At 63.8% G+C, this 16,285-nt stretch carries 17 protein-coding genes and 1 tRNA gene; 9 read left to right on the forward strand and 9 right to left on the reverse strand.

From position 1 onward, the window contains the following. Positions 1-15 precede the first annotated feature (15 nt). A complete protein-coding gene (locus JQ574_RS21905) occupies positions 16-666 on the forward strand; it encodes a 3-oxoacid CoA-transferase subunit B (RefSeq protein WP_212032632.1) in 651 nt (216 codons plus the stop codon). 196 nt (positions 667-862) lie between these two features. Here the strand turns inward: JQ574_RS21905 and JQ574_RS21910 are convergent, their stop codons facing one another. Further along, positions 863-2,461, reverse strand: a complete 1,599-nt coding sequence (locus JQ574_RS21910; protein WP_212207813.1) for an iron ABC transporter permease — start codon at positions 2,459-2,461, stop codon at positions 863-865. 252 nt (positions 2,462-2,713) lie between these two features. Beyond that, positions 2,714-3,742 (reverse strand): Fe(3+) ABC transporter substrate-binding protein, encoded by a 1,029-nt coding sequence (locus tag JQ574_RS21915; RefSeq protein ID WP_212207672.1) that lies wholly within the window; start codon positions 3,740-3,742, stop codon positions 2,714-2,716. Between the two features lie 191 nt (positions 3,743-3,933). Here JQ574_RS21915 and JQ574_RS21920 point away from each other — a divergent pair, with 191 nt between their 5' ends. Next, complete coding sequence (locus JQ574_RS21920) at positions 3,934-4,419, forward strand: Crp/Fnr family transcriptional regulator (protein WP_212207673.1); 486 nt, start codon at positions 3,934-3,936, stop codon at positions 4,417-4,419. Here the strand turns inward: JQ574_RS21920 and JQ574_RS21925 are convergent. Together JQ574_RS21925 and JQ574_RS21930 are read right to left on the reverse strand one after the other, a co-directional pair. Further along, positions 4,358-5,185: a metallophosphoesterase gene (locus JQ574_RS21925; RefSeq protein ID WP_212207674.1), complete on the reverse strand. Its 828-nt coding sequence runs from the start codon at positions 5,183-5,185 to the stop codon at positions 4,358-4,360. The two genes, JQ574_RS21920 and JQ574_RS21925, sit on opposite strands and share 62 nt — an antisense overlap. A gap of 127 nt (positions 5,186-5,312) precedes the next feature. Next, positions 5,313-6,269: a threonine/serine dehydratase gene (locus tag JQ574_RS21930; RefSeq protein WP_212207675.1), complete on the reverse strand. Its 957-nt coding sequence runs from the start codon at positions 6,267-6,269 to the stop codon at positions 5,313-5,315. 58 nt (positions 6,270-6,327) lie between these two features. On the opposite strand from JQ574_RS21930, the gene JQ574_RS21935 reads away from it, so the two are divergent. Then, positions 6,328-6,645, forward strand: a complete 318-nt coding sequence (locus JQ574_RS21935) for a helix-turn-helix transcriptional regulator (RefSeq protein WP_212207676.1) — start codon at positions 6,328-6,330, stop codon at positions 6,643-6,645. Positions 6,646-6,654: 9 nt separating this feature from the next. On the opposite strand, the gene JQ574_RS21940 is transcribed toward JQ574_RS21935, so the two are convergent. Then, positions 6,655-10,311, reverse strand: coding sequence for a PAS domain-containing sensor histidine kinase (locus JQ574_RS21940; protein WP_212207677.1), 3,657 nt, complete (start codon positions 10,309-10,311; stop codon positions 6,655-6,657). 340 nt (positions 10,312-10,651) lie between these two features. Between JQ574_RS21940 and JQ574_RS21945 the strand changes: the two genes are divergently transcribed. From JQ574_RS21945 to JQ574_RS21955, 3 genes are all read left to right on the forward strand, one after another. Then, entirely contained in the window at positions 10,652-11,029 is a 378-nt protein-coding gene (locus JQ574_RS21945) for a phasin family protein (protein WP_212207678.1), read from the forward strand. A gap of 338 nt (positions 11,030-11,367) precedes the next feature. Next, the gene (locus JQ574_RS21950) at positions 11,368-11,802 is read left to right on the forward strand and encodes a phasin (protein ID WP_212207679.1); all 435 of its coding nucleotides are present in this window, start codon (positions 11,368-11,370) and stop codon (positions 11,800-11,802) included. A 217-nt stretch (positions 11,803-12,019) separates the two neighbouring features. Further along, positions 12,020-12,097, forward strand: a tRNA-His gene (locus JQ574_RS21955). An 82-nt stretch (positions 12,098-12,179) separates the two neighbouring features. Here JQ574_RS21955 and JQ574_RS21960 read toward each other — a convergent pair. Beyond that, on the reverse strand, positions 12,180-12,638 hold the full coding sequence (locus tag JQ574_RS21960; RefSeq protein ID WP_212207680.1) for a hypothetical protein: 459 nt from the start codon (positions 12,636-12,638) through the stop codon (positions 12,180-12,182). Between JQ574_RS21960 and JQ574_RS21965 the strand changes: the two genes are divergently transcribed. From JQ574_RS21965 to JQ574_RS21975, 3 genes are all read left to right on the forward strand, one after another. Continuing rightward, complete coding sequence (locus tag JQ574_RS21965) at positions 12,637-12,999, forward strand: hypothetical protein (protein ID WP_249119516.1); 363 nt, start codon at positions 12,637-12,639, stop codon at positions 12,997-12,999. The genes JQ574_RS21960 and JQ574_RS21965 overlap by 2 nt on opposite strands. A 114-nt stretch (positions 13,000-13,113) precedes the next feature. After that, entirely contained in the window at positions 13,114-13,407 is a 294-nt protein-coding gene (locus JQ574_RS21970) for a hypothetical protein (RefSeq protein ID WP_409363384.1), read from the forward strand. 191 nt (positions 13,408-13,598) lie between these two features. After that, positions 13,599-14,279 (forward strand): ParA family protein, encoded by a 681-nt coding sequence (locus JQ574_RS21975; RefSeq protein ID WP_192736750.1) that lies wholly within the window; start codon positions 13,599-13,601, stop codon positions 14,277-14,279. A gap of 128 nt (positions 14,280-14,407) precedes the next feature. Here JQ574_RS21975 and JQ574_RS35550 read toward each other — a convergent pair whose 3' ends face one another. The 3 genes from JQ574_RS35550 to dapA all read right to left on the reverse strand — a co-directional run bounded on the left by JQ574_RS35550 (position 14,408) and on the right by dapA (position 16,125). Continuing rightward, entirely contained in the window at positions 14,408-14,542 is a 135-nt protein-coding gene (locus JQ574_RS35550) for a hypothetical protein (protein WP_283813432.1), read from the reverse strand. 131 nt (positions 14,543-14,673) lie between these two features. After that, positions 14,674-14,823: a hypothetical protein gene (locus JQ574_RS21980; protein WP_212207682.1), complete on the reverse strand. Its 150-nt coding sequence runs from the start codon at positions 14,821-14,823 to the stop codon at positions 14,674-14,676. A gap of 381 nt (positions 14,824-15,204) precedes the next feature. After that, the gene (dapA, locus tag JQ574_RS21985; RefSeq protein WP_212207683.1) at positions 15,205-16,125 is read right to left on the reverse strand and encodes a 4-hydroxy-tetrahydrodipicolinate synthase; all 921 of its coding nucleotides are present in this window, start codon (positions 16,123-16,125) and stop codon (positions 15,205-15,207) included. Positions 16,126-16,285: the final 160 nt, after the last annotated feature.

Raw genomic sequence — 16,285 nt, forward strand, 5'->3', positions numbered from 1 at the left:
CAGGAAGCAGACACCATGGCCTGGACCCGTGAACAGATGGCCGCTCGTGCCGCCAAAGAGTTGCGCGACGGTTATTACGTCAATCTCGGCATCGGCATTCCGACGCTGGTCTCGAACTATATCCCCGACGGCATCGACGTCAGCCTGCAGAGCGAGAACGGCATGCTCGGCATGGGCCCGTTCCCCTATGAGGGCGAGGAAGACGCCGATCTCATCAACGCCGGCAAGCAGACGGTGAGCGAACTGCCGTCGACCAGCTATTTCTCGTCAGCCGAGTCCTTCGGCATGGTGCGCGGCGGGCATATCGACCTGTCGATCCTCGGCGCAATGCAGGTGGCGCAGAACGGCGACCTCGCCAACTGGATGATCCCCGGCAAGATGGTCAAGGGCATGGGCGGCGCGATGGACCTCGTCGCCGGCGTCAAGCGCGTCGTCGTTGTCATGGAGCATTCCGCCAAGGACGGCCCGAAACTCCTGAAGACCTGCAACCTGCCGCTGACCGGCGAGAAGGTCGTCGACATGGTGGTGACGGATCTGGCTGTGTTCACCATCGACAAGCACGGCAAGGACGGCATGGCGCTGATCGAACTCGCCGACGGCGTCACGCTGGACGAGGTCAAGGCCAAGACCGAAGCCGAATTCCGCGTCGCGCTGAAGAACGCGTAAGGCGCGACTCGCGGTTTATCGTCGTCCCGGGCTTGACCCGGGACCCATACGCCGCGGCGGGTGTTATTAGCAAAGGTCGCTGACGCCGGCGTGCTTGCCGAGGGGCCGCGGCGTATGGGTCCCCCGATGCGCAATTGCGCATCTGAGATCGGCGCTCGCTGTGCTCGCTTGTCCGGGACGACGGGTGTTGTTCGCGCTACGCCGGGCCTGACGGAACGTCGGAGAACCGCGTCAGCCACGCCACCGGGCCGATGCTGGCGGCGACGATCAGCAATGCTGCGAGCGCGCCGTCTTCAAAACTGCCGCGGCTGGCGAACTGGTAGATCGAGGTCGCCAGCGTCTCGACGTTGAGCGGACGCAGCAGCAATGTTGCCGGCAATTCCTTCAGACAGTCCACGAACACGATGATGACGGCGCCCAGCATCGCCGGCCGCAGCAGCGGCAGATGGATCAGCCGCATCGTGGTTGATTGCCTTGCGCCGGCGGCGCGCGCGCTGTCGTCGTAGTCGTGCGGGATTCGCTCGAAGCCTGCCTTGATCAGTCCGGTCGGCACCGCCAGGAAGCGGATCACATAGGCGATCACGACGGCTGCACCCGAGCCGACCAGGAACAGTCCCGGCAGTGAACCTCCGAGCCATCCGCCGAGCGCGCTCAGGCCATTGTCGATCGCGAGCACCGGGGTCAGCAAGCCCAGCGCGAGAACCAGGCCGGGCAGGGCGTAGCCGGTTTGCGAGATGTTCATCGCAACGAGGCGCACCGGATCCGGGCGCCAGCGCCAGGCCAGGATGGTGGCGAAGCCGAGGAAGAGCGCGATCAGTGTCGCCAGCGTTGCGAACGCCACCGAATTGAAGGCATCGCGCCCCAGCGTCATGTCGAAATTGGTCAAGAGCCCGCGCTTGAAACTCTGCTGCAGCAGAAACAGCACCGGTACAATGAAGCCGAGCAGCACCGGCGTGAGGCAGGCGGCAAACGTCCACCAGCCCCGGCTGCCGTGCAATCGCGTGCGCGGCGTCAGCCGCGGGCTCTCGGCGGAAAACCCGGTCGCGACATTGCGGCGGCCATAGCGTTCGATCGCGATCAGGCCGGCGACGATCGCCAGCATGAAGCAGGACAATTGCGCCGCGCCGGCGAGGCTGCCGCGGTTGAGCCAGGTCGTGAAGATCGACACGGTCAGCGTACGGACGCCGAGATATTCGCTGGCGCCGATGTCGTTCAACGTTTCCAGCGACACCAGCGCGACGCCGACCGCCAGCGCCGGCCGTGCCATCGGAAGCGAGACGCGGAAGAATATCTGCAGGCGGCTGGCGCCGAGCGTTCGCGCGGCCTCGGCGAATTCGGCGCTCTGGAACTGAAACATCGTCCGCGCCGAGAGATAGACGTAAGGGTAGAGTACGAGGCCGATGACGATGATCGCGCCCGGCATCGAACGCAGATTGGGCAGGACGGCCACCGTGTCGCGCAGCGGAAACCAGATCGCGAGCGTGCGATGAACCAGGCCGAGCGGCTCGAACAGGTCGGCATAGACGTAGGCGGCGATGTAGGTCGGAATCGCCAGCGGCAGCGGCATCAGCCACAACAACAGCGCGCGGCCGGGAAAGTCATGCAGCGAAATCAGCCACGCGGTGCCGGCGCCGATCACAAGCGCCAGCGCGCCGACGCCGAACAGCAACAGCGCGGTGTCGAGCATCGCCCGCGGCAACACATAGGCGATCAGATCGCGCCACAGATCGGGCGCGGGGTTCATCGCCAGCGCGATGACCGCGATCACGGGCGCGGCGACCATGATCGCGGTCATGACAGCGATGGCCGCCGAGATCCGTCCGGCGTGCGCGGAGGGGTTCACGTAAAAAATTTCTCGGGCGAGAGGTACCGGTAGTTCGACCTGCCGAGGTCTACTCCCTCCCCCCTTGCGGGGGAGGGCAGGGGAGAGGGGTAAGCCACGCCCACCGCCGTTGCCGCCGCCCCTCTCCCTAACCCTCCCCCGCAAGGGGGGAGGGAACAGGGCGGAGCAAGTCCGGGCATCACGGCACAATCAGTCGTCAAAGCATCAATTATCAAAGCCGACCTTGTCTACCAGCGTCGCGGCCGCCTTGCGGTTGGCGGCGACCTTGGCGATCGGCAGGGTATCGGCGTTGAGCTTGCCGTAGCCCGCAATCGTCGGGTTGATGGCGACGCCGGCGCGCACCGGATATTCGTAGTTCTGGTCGGCATACATCTGCTGCGCCTTTTCGCCGGCGAGCCATTCGATCAGCTTGACGCCGTTGGCCTTGTTCGGCGCGTGCTTGGCCAGCAGCACGCCGGACAGATTGACGTGGGTGCCGCCGCCCGCGAACGTCGGCAGGATCACCTTGGTGGCTTCCGCCCACGGCTTCTTTTCCGGATCGTTGTTCATCATCAGCGCCCAGTAATAGGTGTTGCCGATGCCGATATCGCACTTGCCGGCGGCGACGTCGCGCGCGGCCTCGCGATCTCCGCCCGACGGCTTCTGCGCCAGATTGGCCTTGACGCCGCGCAGCCATTCCTCGGCTTTGGCCTCGCCGTACTTCGCGGTGTAGGCCGCGAACAGTCCGTTGTTGTAGATGTGCTGGCCGGAGCGGATGCAGATCTTGCCCTTCCACTTGGGATCGGCGAGCTCTTCATAGGTGATGGCGTCCTGCTTGACGCGATCCTTCGAGGCGTAAATCACGCGCGCGCGCATCGAGATGCCGGCCCAGTGTCCGTCGGGATCGCGGTATTGCGCCGGCACGACCTTGTCGAGCGCCTCCGACTTGATCGGCTGGGTCACGTCGGCCTTCACGGCCTCGTCCATGCGGCCGATATCGACCGTCAGCAGCACGTCGGCCGGGCTGTTGGCGCCCTCAGCCTTCATGCGCTGCTCGAGCCCCGAACTGGCCGAGACGACGTTGACCTTGATGCCGGTGTCCTTGGTAAAGGCATCGAACAGCGGCTGGACCAGCTTGGTTTCGCGATAGGTATAGACGTTGACTTCGCCGTTATCGGCGGAAGCCGTGGTGATGGCCGACGAAGCCAAACCAAGCAACGCCGCTGATGCGGCGAAGACGCGAAATTTAATCATGAGGGCTGCTCCGGCAGGCACGAGGATGATGCCGGTTTCACTAGCCCAGCGGATAGCGCGCACGAAGCGCCGCGATGTCGCGACTGCATTCTTTTAGAGCGATTCCAGATTTTAGTTTAGAAGCATTCCAAAATATCTGTTCGACCTTGGCACGCTCCGTGCCTAATCTCGGCCTTAGCGGAGGTAAGCCGATGCGCGACATTCTCGAATATTGCATTGGCGGTACGAGGCGGAGCGTCGCCGCCGGCACCGAAGTTCTTCATGAGGGCGCCCGCACCGGGCATCTATATGTGCTGATCGAGGGACGGCTCGAGGTCATCAAGGGCGACACCATCGTTGCCACCATTGTCGAGCCAGGCGCGGTGCTCGGCGAAATGTCGGTGCTGCTCGACACGCCGCATACCGCCACCGTGCGTGCGGCGCAGGATTCGGCGATCTACGAGATCGACGATGCCGCGTCCTTCCTGCGGCAGCAGCCGGCGGTGTCGCTGATGATCGCGAGGATGCTGGCGCAGCGGCTCAACGTCGCCAACACCTATCTCGCCGATCTCAAGCGGCAATATGCCGGCCACGGCAACCACCTCGCGATGGTCGGAGACCTCCTGCAGAGCATGATCAACCTTCCGCCGACACAGGTTTCACCAGGCTCGGATCGGCAATCTGATCCAAGGATATGAGCCAGGGCGGCGCGGTTTGAATCGTTGCCGCCGGCCGCTGCAACGGCGCCTTGAGGTCGATCGATTGCGCGTGGTCCGCCGAAAGCCAGAACGCGGTCGCTTCGTCGAGATCGAGCACGATGTAGGTGGGCGGCCGGCCAGGCTGCAATCCGGTATTGAATACCCAGGTATCGCCGAGCCGGTCGAACCATGAGCCCTCGGAAATGAAGGGCGACTGGTGGACATGGCCCGAGATCACCATCGAGGGCTGGTGGCGCGCGATCCACTGCACGAGATCGACATCGCCGAAATACCGCTTGCCGCCCCAGCTGGTTGGCGAATTCCCCGGCGGCGCGTGATGCACCCAGATCCAGTGCGCCAGCCGCTCCACCGAGGCCTTCTGCAACTGCGTTTCGAGGCGCTGCTTGACCAAGGGACCGTCCCACCACGGACAGACCGTGAAGAGCGTGTCGCCGATGGTCAGGCTGTCGCCGTCGCAGGCGATGCCGAGTTCGCGGACCTCGCCGATCCAGCGCGAGATTTTTTCGCCCTCGGCGCTATGGTCGTCGAGGTCATGATTGCCCGAGCAAAGGATCACGCGGGTGATGCGTGAAAGCAGCGAGAGGTACTTCTTCACGACGACGATCTGGGCGCGGAAATCGACCATCGAGCTGATATCGAGCGCGTCGCCGGCAAAGATCACGAGATCGAACCGGGGTGCAGCGCTGAGCAGCCAGTCGAACTGCGGCAATGAATAATGCAGGTCCGCGACGACGAGACAGCGCATAGTGGCCAATCCAGTTGCCTGACAAATAGGCGATCCGGGTCCGGATGCGTTCAGGCAGCTGGATTCGAGCAAAAATTGTGCCGTGCCGCAGCGATCCGGGAGCGGCAGATACCCGCAGTTCGCCTTCTCAGCGCGTGAGGTCGAAATTCACCGCGGCGGTGTTGCCGCCGCTGACGACGACGGCCACGCGTTCGCCGTTGGCCGGCCGATAGGCGCCGGACAGGATCGCCGAAAAGGCGGCGGCGCCGCCCGGCTCCGCCACGATGCGCAAGGCGCGCCACAGCGTCTTCTGCGATTCGGCGATCGCCTCGTCGGTCACCAGCACGGTGCGCGGCGCGTATTTCTGCACGATCGGGAATACACGCTCGCCGACGCGGCGCGGCGCCAGCGAATCGGCCGCCAGCCCGCCGGCCTCCGCATCGACGGGATGTCCGGCCTCCAAAGCCCTGGTCAGCGTCGGCGAGGCAAACGGCTCGACGCCGATCACCTTGATGCGGCCGGCGTACCAGGCCGCTATCCCCGCAACCAGCCCGCCGCCGCCAACCGCAACGAGCACCGTGTCGATGTTGGGAAGTTGTTGGTCGAGCTCCAGGCCGATCGTTCCCTGACCCATGATGGTTTCGTTCTGGTCGAATGCGTGAACCGGCAGCGCGCCGGTTTGCTGCGCCCATGCTTCGCTTCCGGCGAGCGCATCCGCATAGCCATCGCCCTCGATGGTGAGATCGGCGCCGTATTCGCGGATGCGCGCGATCTTGGCCGGAGAAGACACGCTGGGCACGAAAATCTTGGCCGGTATGCCGAGCCGCATCGCCGCATAGGCGACGGCAGCGCCATGATTGCCACCCGACGCCGCGACGACGCCGGCTTTGGGTATCTCGCGGGTCAACAGATTGGTGAAGGCGCCGCGGGCCTTGAATGCTCCCGAGTGTTGCAGCAATTCGAGCTTGAGGCCGATTGCGCCGGCGGACAGCCCGAACTCGCTGCCATCGGTCTCGATCACGGGCGTGCGCCTGATATAGGGCCGGATGATCTTCTCGCACGCTGCGATGGCTTGCGGCGTTACGGCATCATCAGGTTCACCCATGGGAATCTCCGCGGCTTGTCGACATTGACAGGAATTAGTCATTTAGCTAATTAGCAATATGACTTCTTTCGAGGATGACGTCGAGTCTGCTTTTCGTGCGCTCGCGAGCGACCGTCGGCTTTTGATTTTGGAGTGGCTGAAGCGCCCGAAGGCGCATTTCCGCGCCCAGGTCGACGGCGACCTGGTCAAGGACGGGGTCTGCGGCGTGCTGATTGCCGAGAAGCTTGGGGTCAGCCAGCCCACGGTGAGCGAACATCTGAAAGTATTGTCGAAAGCGGGGTTGGTGAGCGCCAAGCGCGTCAAGCAATGGACGTTCTACAAGCGCGACGAAGTACGCATCGCAAAACTGAAGACGGCCATGCTGGCAAAGATCTGACGATTACGATCACACCTTCGCGGCCGCGTGCGAGAACACCACCTCGATCAGCGTGCCCGAGCGCGCGCCGGTCTTGATCTGGAATCGGGCGCGGTTGGCTTCGACCAGCGCCTTGGTCAGCGACAGGCTGACGCCGGTGCCCTCGGAGGCCTGATCGGACGGCGCCGGGGTGCGGAACGGCTCCAGGGCGGCGGCGACTTCATTGTCGTTGAGGCCGTGGCCGGTATCGCGGACCCGCAGCATCACCTCGCCGAAATCGGACAACGCCGTGGAAACGATGACCTGGCCGCCGGCATTGGCGAGATGAATCGAATTGCCGATCAGGTTGAGCGTGATCTGGCGCAGCGCGCGCGCGTCGGCGACCACCGGCGGCAGCGTGTGTGCCAGCGAGGTGCGGATGATGATGCGTTCGCGGTTGGCCTGCGGCTGCAACACGGCGACGCAACTCTCGACCAGTTCGTTGAGATTCTGGTTGGTGAACGACAAATCGAGCTTGCCGGTCTCGATCCTCGACAGATCGAGCAGATCGTTGATGATCGAGATCACCCGTTCGCCGGAAGCGCGGATGTCCTTCATGTATTCGCCATAGCGCTCATTGCCGAGCGCGCCGAAGCGTTCGCCGATCATCACCTCGGAGAAACCGATGATGGCGTTGAGCGGCGTGCGCACCTCATGGCTGATGCGGGCCAGCACGTCGGCCTTGGCGCTGGCGGCGCGCTCGGCCAGCCGGCGCGCTTCGCGCAACTCGTTCTCGCTCTGCTTGGCTTGCGACAGGTCGCGGAACACCGCGAAGAAGTTCGGACCGTCGGCCTTTGTCCGTCCCATGGTCATCGACAGCGGAATGAAGCCGCCCTTGCTCTCGCGCCCGAGCGTCTCGCGGCCGTGCTCGAGCAGGCTGGCGACGCCTTCGGATTTGATGCTGGCGAGATAGTCGAACACCTCGTGCTGGCTTTCCGGCGCAAACAGATCCGCCAGATTGCGTCGCGCCAGGTCCTCGCCGTCATAGCCGAACAGCGCTTCGGCGCTGCGATTGACGGAGCTGATGTTGCCCTCGGCGTCGAACATCACGATGCCTTCGGCCGTGGTGTCGAGGATGGCGCCGAGTTCTTCGGCATCGGCGTGGCCCGCCGGCAACGGTTCGGGGACCAGTGGTTCGGCAACTGGCGGTTCGGCAACCGGGACAGCTTCCGCGATCGCAGCGGCGACGGCGGCGCCTTCGTTGCGCGCGCCCGAGAAGATCAAAGCGAGCGCGGAATCGCCGTCCCATGAAATCGTGTAGAGGCGCGCGTCGGTCGCCGCCGGTGGCGTCGATGCGGGCCCTTCCGGGTCTTCTTGCGCATGTTGCGGCTGGCTCGCGGAGATCATCACCGGCGTGCCGGTGTCCGACGTCGAGGGCGCGCTGGAGACGCCGGGCTCGACATAGAGCGCGTCGAGGCCGCCGGCATCTTCCAGCGCATGCAGGCTCGGATAGCCCATCTGCGTGAGGAAAGCGGGATTGGCGTAGAGCAGCCGATCGAGCCGGTAGATCAGAATGCCGACCGGCAGCAAGTCGAGCAGCGCCTTGTCGCGCCTGCTTTCGCCGCGCGCCGGCGGCTCGGAAGGGGCCAGCCATTCCGGCTGCACCGGGGCATCGCTCGCGGCTTCCTGTGAAACTGCCGCATACGCGTCCGTCGGTGCGGCGTTCTCGACCACGGTTTCATCGAGGCCGGTGACGGCCTGTGTCGTCTCATTGCCGTTCTCGTTCTCGAGCCGCGCCGACAATTGCCGCGCGAGTTCGTTGAAGGCGCTGTTTTCGACCGGCGTCAGTGATGGCGGCTTGGCGTCGCCGGGGGGGCGGAACGGCAGAACGTTCTTCGGCGTTTCCGCCTGCGTTTCTGCCAGAGTATCCTTTGGGGTATCCACGGCGGCATCCAGATCGGTTGGGTGTGAAGTCTCGGAAGCAATTGGCTCGGGCAATTCCGTAACGGGAGGCGACGCGACGCTGGTCTCGATGACAAATTCCGCGGGCCGGTCATCTGCCGCGGTCGGCTGCGCGGTCACGTGCTCGCTGAAGCTTTCGCTGAAATTTTCTTGCGGCAACGCTTCTTGAGGCGCGTCCTCCACGGACGGGCCCTGCGCGGGCAACTCCTGCGCAGTCAAGTCTTGGCCGACCGAATCCGACGCTGGGCCCGCCTGGACGATATCAGCCGAGCGCGGTTCCGGCGCGATCGGCGCGGGTGCTCCACCGAAGAATTCGTAGCGGCGCAAGGCGGCCAGCCGTGCCAGGCCGTCGAGATCGCGGCAAACGCCGAAGCCGCGAAAGCCGGCAAAATGCCGTGCGCGATCGAAGATCGGCAGGCCCGACAATTCGACCGGCAGCCGCGCGCCGCCGTCAACCGGCCAGTTCAGCGTGATGCCGCTCCAGGTCTGGCGCGTGGCAAACGCCTTCGTCACACGGCCTTCGGGATCGAGCCCGAAGGCTTCCGCGATCTCGCTCCACAACCGGCCGAAGCCGGCGGTGGTGTGCGGGCCGATCAGCCGGGTGAATTCATCGGCGCCGAGCGTGAAGCGGCCTTCCTGATCCATCTGCCACATGAAGCGCAACGGAAGCCGCCGCGCATGCGGCGACCGCTCTTCGAACCACGACGGCGCCTTGACGGGTTCGGCGGCGATCGGCGCTATCAGGTTTTCGGCTGATGATTCAGGCGCGGCGTCGGCGAATGCGGGCGTGGCTTCGTCGGCGACCGCTGCGACGTCAGGCCATGGTTCAGGCGGCAACGCGGCGGATGGTTCGCTGCTGGACGGCGCCGCCGCGGCGACCGGCTCGGTTTCGGGTTCTTCCGGCGCCTCTGCGAGGGCGTCGAACAGCGCCAAGGCGGCCGGCGCTTCGCCCGGAGCGGGCTGCTGCGGTTCGGGTGCGGGATCGTTCGCGACAATTCCCGCCACCGGCGGTTCGAGTGGTTGAGGCACTTCTTCTTGCGGCTGCTCTTCTTGTGGCTGCGCGGCCGCGACGGGCTCCGGTGCTGCGGCGTGCACGGCGTCCGGCACGATCAGCGCGACAAGGCCGATGTCGGCGCCAGCGCCAACCCGTTGCAGCACCATGCGGCCGATGTCGATCGCGGTTGCGACGGCGCCCTGCTTCAGCGCGTCCTGGCGCGCATCGTCGAGGCCGGCCTCGACCAGATTGTGAACGCCGAGCAGGGGACGCGCCGCATCGCTGGTGCCGATCAGGATGCCGTCACGGGTAAACGCCGCGACTGGCATCGCGAGACCCTCGACCAGCCGCTGCAGCCGTTCCGTCAGCGGCATGGCGCGGCCAGAGATGTTGCCGGCGGCAACCAAAATACCGTGGCTGCCATCGGGTAGATCGAGACGCGAACAGCCGCAGGTCGCGAGCATGCCGGGCGTCGCGCCAAAACCTTGCAGCCGCTCCAGCCGGACCGCGCCGCCCGCAAGCAGGCGGCCGGCGAGCCGCGCGATCTGCCGCCGATGCGGATCGGCCGGTCCGAATATTTTCCCCGCCAGCGCCGTGCTGTTGGCCGTGCCGAACAAGCGCGCGCCGACCGGATTGGCCCACAGAACCCGCGTGCCGTCGCTCGACCACAGCCACGCGGCCAGGGCGCTCGTCGCGTGCGCCGCCAGCCGCGGATCGCCGAGTGCTAGCATCTGGAGTTCGGCGTTATTCATCAGCGCGACATGACCGTGGATATGAGCCTTCTGCTCGAAGATGGTTTTTGCGAATCGGCGGCCGAACGCTGACTGCCCTGCAGGATCGCAAGTGGATCGCCAGTATCGCAAGCGTGGCGCGGCAGGTCCACGGCCGGCGGACCCAAGCGGTATTCTAAGCCGCGATAACCTTAATCCGGCTGAACCGAATCGGCCTCTGCGGCGTTGAGCTTGTTACAAAAGACCACCGGAGGTTCACGATGTGAACCCGAGGCCACAGCCCAAGGTGCACGATGCGGAACCGCCGACGCGGCATCCTGGACGCCTGCCAAGCAGCCCCCAACGCCACAGGAGTGGGACCATGAGCGACGATGGCCGTTTCGAGATTCCAAAGGAAATGCGGTCGATGGCAGAAGCGAGCTTCGAGCAGGCCCGCCAGACCTTCGAGAAATTCCTGTCCTCCGCGCACCAGGCCGCGGGCACGTTCGAGGATCGCGGCGACGCCGCGCGCACCAACGCCAAGGAAATCGGCAGCAAGGCGGTCGCCTTCGCTGAAAAGAACGTGCAGACCTCGCTCGACTACGCGCAAGCGCTGCTGAAGGCCAAGGATCTGACCGAGGTGATGCGGCTGCACAGCGAGTATGTGCAGGGCCAGATGCGTGCGCTGGCGGAGCAAGCCAGCGAGATGGGTCAGATTGTCAGCCGCGCCGCGATGGACGCGGCGAAGCCCAAGAGCTGAGGAGAGGCCTGAGGGGCATTTGCTTCAAGAGCCTCACCTGTTCTACTTTAGGATCTATAGAGGACTGAAATACACCCAGTACGGGCAATGTATGTCGCAGTGCACATTGTTTTGCTTTGCGTTGCACAAAATTGACATGATAAGGGTGTTTATTGGGCAAGCCCGACGATGGGCACTCCCCAAGACCGGAGTTCGATCCGGAAATATGTACCGGTATTCCGAGAAGATCGTGCTCAGACAAGCAAAGACCGTGTGATCCAGTACGGCGCTACCGGCGTTCACCGGTGGCGGTCGCAAGGGGTCACCACGATTCACCCCGTTGCGAAGGAAGCATGCGAATGACCAGTTCGACCGATCCGTTCTCCGCCTCCATCATTCCGTTCGAAGTCCCCGAGCAGGTGCGTGCGTTCGCCGAAAAGGGCGTTTCGCAGGCGCGCGACAACTACGCCAAGTTTAAGGATGTGGCCGAGAGCCATAACGGCACGATGGAAGCCGTGTTCACCTCGGCCAACAAGGGCGCCAGCGCCTACTCGGCCAAGCTGTTCGAGTTCTTCAAGGCCAACACCACGTCCTCACTCGACTTCGCTCAGGACCTGCTTAGCGTGAAGACGCCGGCAGCCGCCATGGAGCTGTGGACCTCGCACGCCAAGAAGCAGTTCGAGACGTATTCGGCCCAGGCCAAGGAACTCGCCGAACTCGGCCAGAAGGTTGCGACCGAAACCGTCGAACCGATCAAGGCGTCGGCCGCGAAGTACCAGCAGCCGGCCGCCTGAGCCCGCATTAAGGTTCGAAAAAGCCCGGGCAGGTCAGCCCGGGCTTTTTTTGTTGCCCCTGGGCCGGTCCTTCGCCATCGAGGCTCCGTAGCAAATGAACTTTGTCCGCCCCCGAAACGACTGATAATCGGGTGGCTGGTGGCCTTGCCAAAGCGTGGCGTTGCACCTAGTTTCCCGCCCATTCGCTACCCCCTTTTTGTGGGGGCTCGCGCAGGATGCAGTTGTAGCTCAGTCTGGTTAGAGCGCCTGTCTGTGGAACAGGAGGTCGGTGGTTCGAGCCCACCCAACTGTACCAACCCCATCGCGTATATTCCCAAAGACCGCCCGCTTCGTTGCGCTGGCCGCAGCGCGTGTCCGGCCAATGATGCCTGACCGGATCAGACCGGCACGCCCTTCACCTGATGGCCGATCCAGCCGTGCAGCCGCGATGCGGTCGCGGCGGCCACCACCGTCGCCAGCAACTCGAGCGGGCTGTCGAACGCTATTCTGGCTGCGCTCCACCAACTGGGCAGATCGTCGAGGTCGCCGATCAGGCCGACCGCCAGGAGCCCGGCCAATACCGGGAGCAGCACAATAAAAAAGCTTTTCAGGATCAGCCAGCTTCGACCCTTGGTATCCGCCATCACATGGCGCAGCGAGGCACCGGGCGCGTCAGCCGCGATCGCCGGAAAAAGAATAGCCAGCCGCACCAGGACGACGACGATCGCGGTTGCAATCCGGCCGGTGAAATCAGCGCTGGTCGCCGCACTTGTGCTGTGGCGTGTTGTCCACCCCTGCTTGCCAATCCCGGGCGGTTCACCCACAATTCGTGGAATCATTGCCTCGGGGGGATTCATGGCGACTTTTCGGATCAGCAATTGCGGGTTTGGTTTGGTGCTGGCGACGGCGCTCGCATTTTCATCGCCGCCGGCTTCGGGGCAGAGCTACACCCCTGAACAGGAACAGGCCTGCACCAGCGACGCTTTCCGGCTTTGCAGTTCCGATATCCCCAATGTCGAGCGCGTCACGGCCTGCATGGTCGCCAAGAAGTCTCAGCTTTCGCCGCCCTGTCGGGCGCAATTCAGATCCGGTCCCGAACCGAGCCGGGCCGCTTCAGCGCCCGCCGGCAGGCCAATGGCGATCAAGCCGGCGGCCCCGCGCAAATCCGCGGCCAAGGCGCGTAAGCCCAAGAAACCGGCAAAACCAGCCCGGACCTGAGCGCGGCACGCCATTTCAAGCCCCCTTCGCGCGACAGACTGACACCTTGTGCCTCCAGCTGCGAGTCAACATCTCTTCAGCACGAGGAGAGATCAATTGAGCAAAGAATCGCAAATGGAGCTCGACCGGCATTTTGCCTGGTTCGAAGCCAAGCTGCCTGCCGGCCCGGCCAGATTCGTCGGCTGGCTGCGCAAGCCATCGTCGCGCTACGTCAGGATTCCGATCGCCATTCTGCTGATCTTCGGCGGCATTTTCAGCATCTTGCCGGTGCTCGGACTCTGGATGCTGCCGCTCGGACTCCTTTTGTTCGCGCAGGACGTCCCGTTTCTGCAGACGCCGATGGCGAAGCTGCTCGGATGGATCGAGCGCAAATGGATCGAACGACAGCGCACAAAAAGCATGCGCTGAATCGATCAAGCCACTCTGGCGATTCCGTTTTTGCGATTCCGTCACCGATTGCGCGGTCGCACGCAGTGTGACTCAAAAAGCAACTTTATTGGCTAATCAGTGGCTTCTTCGCAATAAGCAGCAAATTTTTCTTTCACGAATCAGTGCGCTGATTCATTTTCGGCTTCTGGGGTCAATCTGGAGGCCAAGGTATGAACGTCATAGTTTTTGCTTCGCGTAAGGGGGGCTCGGGAAAAAGTACCCTGGCTGCTCACATTGCTGCGCACGTCCATAAGTCGACGAAGCCCTGTTTGATGGTTGATGCTGATCCGCAGGGATCGCTTACTCTCTGGCACAAATTGCGTGGAACGAACGAGCCGCCGATCAAGGCCGCGGTAAATTCGGTCAGCGGAATTATTGCCGCCGCCAAGCGCGACGGTATCGAATGGGTGTTCATCGACACGCCGCCGAATTTGTCGGCCGTCGTCGACGACGCCATCAAGAACGCCACGATGGTGATCATTCCGGCGCGGCCCGGCGTGTTTGACGTCAATGCCGTGCAGGAAACCATTCAGACCTGCCGTGCGGCGCGCAAGCCCTACGCGGTCGTCATCAACGGTGCCCCCGCGAGCCGGGACGGCGTTGAAAGCCGCATCGTCACCATTGCGCGTGAAGCGTTGATCAAGTTCCGTGCGCCGGTGTGGAGCGGTCAGATCACCAACCGTGCCGATCTGTTGCTGGCGCTCGGCAACGGCGAAGGCGCCCGCGAATATTATGCGGAAGGCCGGGCCGCTGCGGAAATCAGCCGGCTGTGGGCTGCGATCGAACGTTCGATCAAGGCCATCCGCGGCAACGCGTCGGCTTCCGGCGCCATGCACAAGCAAGCAGCGTAACAACGCCGCTTACGGACTCAAAAAGACGCGCGGGACTCCGCGCGTTTTTCTTTGTCTGCGTCATTGCGAGCCAACGGGCGCGCATTCGCGCGACCCGTTGGCTCGCAATGACGGCGGAAGCAGTCCGCTCACGCCACCATCAGCATATAAAATACGACGACCGGCGACATGGTCAGGATCACCGACCAGATGCCGACCGCCCAAAGAACGTCCTCGGTCGTAAAACCCTGTTGATCAGGGAGAGTATTGTTTTCGATTTCCACGACGCGCCCCCGCGTTTTTCCGTTGTGACGAGCTTGATACGCGACCGCTTTTAAAATCCCGGTCGCAATTTCGCTCGCATTTGACCGCAGGTGCTACCGCCGATTAACCACGGCAGCTCCTGCGTTTTCGTTCAAGCCATCAGCAGACGCCAGGTCGCGACCGGCGCGAAGCCGATCAGCGTCGCCCACAAGGCAAAGGACGAAACCAGCAGAACGTCCTGCACTCGCTGGACGCGTTCGCTGGTCGGAAATTTCCAATTGTCAGTGGTGTGGTCGATCATTTGATGTCCCCCGTTTTCTCAATGAGGACATCAATACGCCCGAGATTTAAAGTTGACGGCAAGGCTTTGGACGATTTTGAAGCGCCACCCTCACCAGCCGTTAACCAGCGTTCCGGAAGGCCGCGGCGTTTGCAAAGGTCACGCGGCGATCGGCTGAGGCGACCGCGGGCGAATGCGGTTAACATTGCGCCAACGCGGTCAGGCAATTTTGCTGGCCGGCGTCCACGCCATTGGAAGATATTCCGGTCACCTTATCCGCCTCCGCATCATCCGAGCCGGTGTGGAGCGACAGAAAAGCCGTCGCCGCGGTCTTCCGCGTGCGGCGGCTTTTTTGTGCGCAACGCTCCCTATAAGCGGGAGGGACCCGGCTGCGACGCCTTGCTACGCCCGCCGCAACAGGGCCGGCGCGCGCCGTTCCCGCTCCGCATCGAGCCGCGCCGCGAGCTCCGCGCTGACTTCCACCATCGGCAGCCGGACCTCGGCACTGTCGATCAGCCCGCTCTGCGCCAGCCAGTATTTTGCAGGCGCCGGGCTGGGTTCGGCGAACAACAGCCGCGTCAGTTCGGAAATATTGTTCCAGCACGCCTGTGCGCCCTGGTGGTCGCCCTGCTGCATCAGCGTCCGCACCGAGGCGAACGCTTCGGTCTCCAGATGCGCCGACAACAGGATAGCGCCGTCGGCGCCGTCGACGAGCGCCTCGTGATAGTGCGCGTCCTCGCCGGTCAGCACGCGAAAGCCTTTCGGCCGCAGGGCCAGGAACTCGATCGACTGGGCGCGGTCGGCAGAGCAATCCTTGATGCCGACGATGTTGCGATGTGCGGCGAGCTGCAGCAGGGTCTCGTTGGAGAGATTGACCGCGGTCCGGTAGGGGATGTTGTAGAGCACGATCGGCCATGAGGCGTGATCGGCGAGCACCGTGAAATGCCGCAGCAGGCCGCGCTGCGACGGCCGCGTGTAATAGGGGCTGGCGATCAAATAGAAGTCGATCGGCCAGGCGGCGGTCTCTTCGAGCGTATCCAGCATCTTGCGCGTGCTGGCGCCGGACAGGCCGAGACAGATCGGGATGTACCGCCGGCTAGCCGAGATCTCGGCCCGGGTCACCGACACCAGCTGCTCGAGCTCGTGGAGGTCCAGCGTCATGCCCTCGCCCGAGGTGGCGGCGAGGATCAAGCCGTCGACCGGGCTATTGGCGTAGTGCCTGATCATGCGGCGCAGCGACGGCTCATCGAGTTCGCCGTTGCGAAACGGCGTAACGAGGGGCAGCCAGAGGCCCTGTAATCGGTCTTGTGGATCGGTAGACATGGTTCCATCTCCTTGAAGGCTATTGCCGGAGACGGGACACATGAAAAAACCCCGTCCAGACGGCGGGGTTTCGGGATCGGCTTGGCGGTTGATCTATCGCGCGCGTCGATCTCGGGTCCCCGGGTGGGGACCTTTTTTCGACGACAGAGCGGCGCACGAA

Source organism: Bradyrhizobium sp. AUGA SZCCT0158 (assembly GCF_018130065.1).
Classification (GTDB): Bacteria; Pseudomonadota; Alphaproteobacteria; order Rhizobiales; family Xanthobacteraceae; genus Bradyrhizobium.